The 4,935-nt window shown below is 37.4% G+C and carries 4 protein-coding genes; all 4 read left to right on the top strand.

All coding sequences use genetic code 11. The annotated features are described in order from the left end of the window. On the top strand, positions 1 to 1,908 hold a 1,908-nt coding region (locus NZ519_12055), incomplete at its 5' end, for a menaquinone biosynthesis decarboxylase (protein ID MCS7029488.1). A 60-nt stretch (positions 1,909 to 1,968) separates the two neighbouring features. Beyond that, the gene (locus NZ519_12050) at positions 1,969 to 2,652 is read left to right on the top strand and encodes an SDR family oxidoreductase (GenBank protein ID MCS7029487.1); all 684 of its coding nucleotides are present in this window, start codon (positions 1,969 to 1,971) and stop codon (positions 2,650 to 2,652) included. A 131-nt stretch (positions 2,653 to 2,783) separates the two neighbouring features. Continuing rightward, a complete protein-coding gene (locus tag NZ519_12045; protein ID MCS7029486.1) occupies positions 2,784 to 3,632 on the top strand; it encodes an MBL fold metallo-hydrolase in 849 nt (282 codons plus the stop codon). 31 nt (positions 3,633 to 3,663) lie between these two features. Further along, positions 3,664 to 4,503 (top strand): DMT family transporter, encoded by an 840-nt coding sequence (locus NZ519_12040; protein MCS7029485.1) that lies wholly within the window; start codon positions 3,664 to 3,666, stop codon positions 4,501 to 4,503. Positions 4,504 to 4,935 lie beyond the last annotated feature (432 nt).

Here is a 4,935-nt window from a genome sequence, read left to right as displayed (position 1 = left end):
AAAAATATAGATGAATTTATTGCAGCCTTAGAGAAAGCAGGTGAGCTAGTTCGCATCAAGGAGTATGTCAACCCTGATTTAGAAATAACCGAAATTGTAGATAGAGTAAGCAAAAAATACGGTCCCGCGCTGCTTTTTGAAAACACAGGTACAGAATTCCCACTGCTGATTAACAGCATGGGAAACTATAAAAGAATTTGCATGGCATTAGGAGTAAAGGATTTAGACGATATTGCCAAAGAAATAGAAGACTTGCTCAAAATGATTAAGCCAGGAGATACTTGGATAGACAAGCTCAAATTACTACCCAAATTAGGAAAAATTGCATCATGGATGCCCAAAATCAAAAAAGGGCGAGGAGAGTGCCAAGAAGTCATCATGACCGAACCTGACTTATTCAAATTGCCCATCATGAAATGCTGGCCCCAAGATGGCGGAAAGTTCATTACTCTACCTATCGTTCACACAAAAGACCCTGACACAGGTATTCGCAACATCGGTATGTACAGAATGCAGGTATTTGAAAAAAATTTGACTGCTTTACATTGGCACATTCACAAAGTTTCTGCACGGCATTATAGAAGGTATAAAGAGTTAGGTAAAAAAATGCCTGTAGCCGTAGCTATTGGCGGAGATCCTGTCTATACTTACGCTGCTACTGCGCCCATGCCTGACAACATGGATGAATACATGTTAGCAGGATTTATCCGCAAAAAACGAGTAGAATTGGTCAAATGCATTACTCAACCTGAAATTGAAGTCCCTGCAGATGTAGATTTTGTAATTGAGGGCTATGTTGATCCTAATGAAGACTTGATTTGGGAAGGACCTTTCGGCGATCATACAGGATACTATTCTTTGCCCGATTGGTATCCTAAATTCCATGTAACTGCTATCACACATCGTAAAAAAGCGGTATATGCCAGCACTATTGTAGGTATTCCCCCACAAGAAGATGCTTGGATAGGAAAAGCCACCGAGCGCATTTTTGTAGCGCCCATCAAAATGACTATGGTGCCTGAAATTATAGACATGACTCTACCCATTGAGGGCGTTTTTCACAACATGGCTATCATCAAAATAAAAAAAGAATATCCTGCACAGGCACAAAAGGTTATGCACACTTTATGGGGCGCTGGGCAAATGATGTTTACTAAAATAATGATTGTGGTAGATGAACATTGCGACATTCATGATAGCCGAGCGCTTGCTAGATACATTTCTGAAAACGTTGATCCTTATCAAGATATTATTTTTGCACAAGGACCCGTAGATGTATTAGACCATAGCTGTTCCAAGCCGAATTTTGGTGGCAAAATGGGCATAGATGCTACCAAAAAACTAGAAGTAGAACGCCGTGAAAATGCACCTACAATGAATTTGTGGCAAAAGATGCAAACCTCTGCCGCACTCCGAATTGTGGATATTTGCAGCCAATTCCCTGAAATCAAACAAATTAACGATTCTTTGCTTGCACAAGGTATATCAGTGGTATTTGTAGCTATTCAAAAAGAGCGAAAAAACCATGTTAAAGAAGTAGCAGAAAAGCTTTTTGCAAGAGAGGACTTCAAAGGTGTAAAGTGCCTCTGCTTTTTAGACCCCGATGTAGATATTATGCATGTCCCCGAAACGGTATGGCGATTCTGCAATAATCTTGACCCCAAAAGAGATGCCGTATTTATTTCAGATGCAGATAATGGACAAATTGCTTTTGATGCCACACGTAAAACTTTGGCTATAGATGGCTTTAAGCGAGATTGGCCCAATATTGTTACTTCGGACCTTAAAACTATTGAAAAGATAGATGCCATTTGGGATAAATTAGGCTTGCCTGACATATACAAAGAGTCTCCTTCTCGCAAATTTTTACCTAAACTATACGAAGGCGGAGCAGTAGCGAAAGAATAACCATATTTTTCCAAGTATCAGTAAGAATTACTTTACTTTGCGAACATTCAATTTTTATCCATGAAAACTATTATAGTTACAGGATCTAGCCGAGGTATAGGTCGAGAGGTCTGCATAAATCTTGCAGAGAGAGGGCATAAAGTACTAGCAGTTAGCCGAAGGATAGATAAACTTGAATCCATACAAACAACCTCTCTGCACAATCTTATTCCTGTTGAATTAGACGTCAGCCAGTTATCTAAAAATTGGTTAGAAAAAATTTTACATCATTCTAACAAAATAGACGCATTAGTGAATAATGCCGCAGTGCTTATCAATAAACCTTTCAAAGAAACAACAATAAACGACTGGAAATATATTTTTGAGGTAAATCTTTTTAGTGTAGTTAATCTGATACAGGGACTTCTACCCCATTTTACTAAACCTGCGCATATTGTCAATATCAGTAGTATGGGTGGGTTTCAAGGTAGTGTAAAATTTGCAGGACTATCTGCGTATAGTGCTTCAAAAGCAGCTTTGACAAATCTTACAGAGTGCCTTGCAGAGGAGCTTAAGTATGAAAGTATTTATTGTAACGCATTAGCTTTGGGAGCAGTACAGACAGAAATGTTGCAAGAAGCCTTTCCTAATTACACTGCGCCTGTAACACCTACAATTATGGCTGATTATATTGTGCATTTCATTTTACATGGACACGAAGTAATGAATGGTAAAGTGTTACCTCTCTCTATAAATACCCCATAAGTCAATGCACTCATCATCCTCTGCATTTCGTGTGCTCATAAAGTCTATTATTACAAGCAAACCAGTCAAACTTACACGTAAGCCCAAACTACCTAAGCAAAGATTTTCAAGTTTTTTTCTACTTTTGGGGCATGAAGCTATACAGCGTAGAAACAGGTTTATTTAGATTAGACGGTGGAGCAATGTTTGGCGTAGTCCCTAAAACAATATGGCAAAAAACTAACCCTGCAAATGAAAATAACCTCATTTTACTCAATATGCGTGCTTTACTCATCGAATACTCCAACCGATTGGTTCTCGTAGATAATGGATTAGGACACAAATACAACGATAAATTTAAACAAATCTATGATATCAATCATGATAAAAATACATTAGACACTTCTTTACACAAACTCGGTTTTTCAAGAGCAGATGTTACCGATGTGATTTTAACCCACCTTCATTTTGACCATTGCGGCGGAAGCACAGAATGGAATGGCGGCAAAAACCGTTATGAAGTAGCTTTCAAAAACGCAAAGTTTTATGTACAAAAATCGCATTGGGAATGGGCAAATAAACCAAATGCTCGAGAAAAAAGCAGCTTTTTTGCTGAAAACTTACAGCCTATTGCCCAAAGCGGACAGTTAGAATGTATTGAAGGTAATTTAACATTATTCGAAAATTTAGAACTACGGGTCATGAATGGGCATACCGTAGGTATGCAGCTACCTTTAATTACTTACAAAAACAAAAAAATCCTTTATGCCGCAGACCTCATCCCCACACATGGACACATACCTTTACCTTATGTAATGGGCTATGATATGTTTCCTTTGACAACATTACAAGAAAAAGAACCTATTTTGCAACAAGCAGTACGAGAAAACTGGATACTTTTTTACGAACATGACCCTTGTATTGAATGTAGTACGGTTACTACTAACGAAAAAGGAGGATTTGTATGCGGAGAAAAGTTCAGTTTGCAGGATATAGTATAATCTCTGACCCTTATTTATGCGTTGGTTTTTATTGATACTCTTATCTCTTATATGGGGAAGCTCATTTATCCTAATCAAGGAAGGACTGAAAGGATTTAGTTTTATGGAATTAGCTATGCTGCGTATGTTTGCAGCGAGCTCAACTTTGTTTCTATTTGCTTTATTTCATATATTAAAAACACCTTGGGCGAAATGGAAATTTATTATTTTATCTGCGTTTTCGGGTAACTTTGTACCTGCTATTTTATTTGCAGGTGCAGAAACTAAACTGGATAGTGGTGTAACAGGTGTCCTTAATGCCCTGACCCCTATTTTTACTTTGCTTATCTCTACATTTTTATATCATGATAGGGTAGAGCAGGTACAAAAAGTAGGAATTTTAATGGGTTTTGTAGGTTGTGCTTGCATAACAGGCACAAGTGTTTCTATACAAGCGGATAGTAGTGTAATTTTATATGCAGGCATGGTAGTTTTAGCTACGGCGTGTTATGGTATTAGTGTAAACGTGATTAAGCATCATCTTACGGATATACATCCTCTAACTTTATCTAGTCTTTCGTTGAGTGTATTACTATTACCTTCAGGTGGATTTTTGCTAACTACGGATTTTATTCTGCGTGTGCAAAGCATGGATAATTTAACTCCTTTATACAGTATTTTGATGTTAGGGATATTAGGTAGTGCTATTTCTTTGGTTTTTTTTAATCGATTAGTGCAGATAAGTAGTACTTTATTTGCCAGTTCAGTTACTTATACTATTCCGATAGTTGCTTTGGGTTGGGCGGTGTATGCTGGTGAGCGGATACATTTTTTGCATATTACAGGTATGGTATTGATTATTATTGGGATTTATTGTGTTAATAAAAGGTAGATTTTTTTGGGCGTGTCCCTCGCTGCGCTTCGGGTCGGCGTGCTGCGGGCTGCGCTATCGCTTCGGTGCTACGCACTGCTGACGCACCCTTCGCATGCCTCACGCAGCAGTCTTCTGACGTTTTACCTTGTTTTTAGACATATCTTCACTTTATTTGATATTGATTATCAAACACTTACAAGATTAAAATTTTTTACTTTGTTTCAAATGTTGTTACTTTACCTTGTTTTGTATTGATTTTCAAGTATGTACAAGGTTAAACCTTGAATATATGGACTTTACAGAGCGTTTTAACCTTGGATACGCAATTTTTACCTTATTTTGAATTGATTTTCAAATGTTTACAAGGTAAAAATATATTTTGACCTTGTTTGATATTCATTTTCAGATACTTACAAGATTAAGGTTGAATAAATGGAGTTAATTTACTTG

It is taken from the genome of Bacteroidia bacterium, assembly GCA_025056095.1.
In the GTDB taxonomy this organism is placed as follows: Bacteria; Bacteroidota; Bacteroidia; order JANWVE01; family JANWVE01; genus JANWVE01.
Note: the sequence above shows the minus strand (reverse complement) of the source record. Positions and strands in the feature narration are given on the sequence as shown.

Excerpts from the sequence above, each read along its gene's own strand:
- NZ519_12050 (MCS7029487.1), top strand. The coding sequence starts at position 1,969 with ATGAAAACTATTATAGTTACAGGATCTAGCCGAGGTATAGGTCGAGAG.
- NZ519_12045 (MCS7029486.1), top strand. The coding sequence starts at position 2,784 with ATGAAGCTATACAGCGTAGAAACAGGTTTATTTAGATTAGACGGTGGA.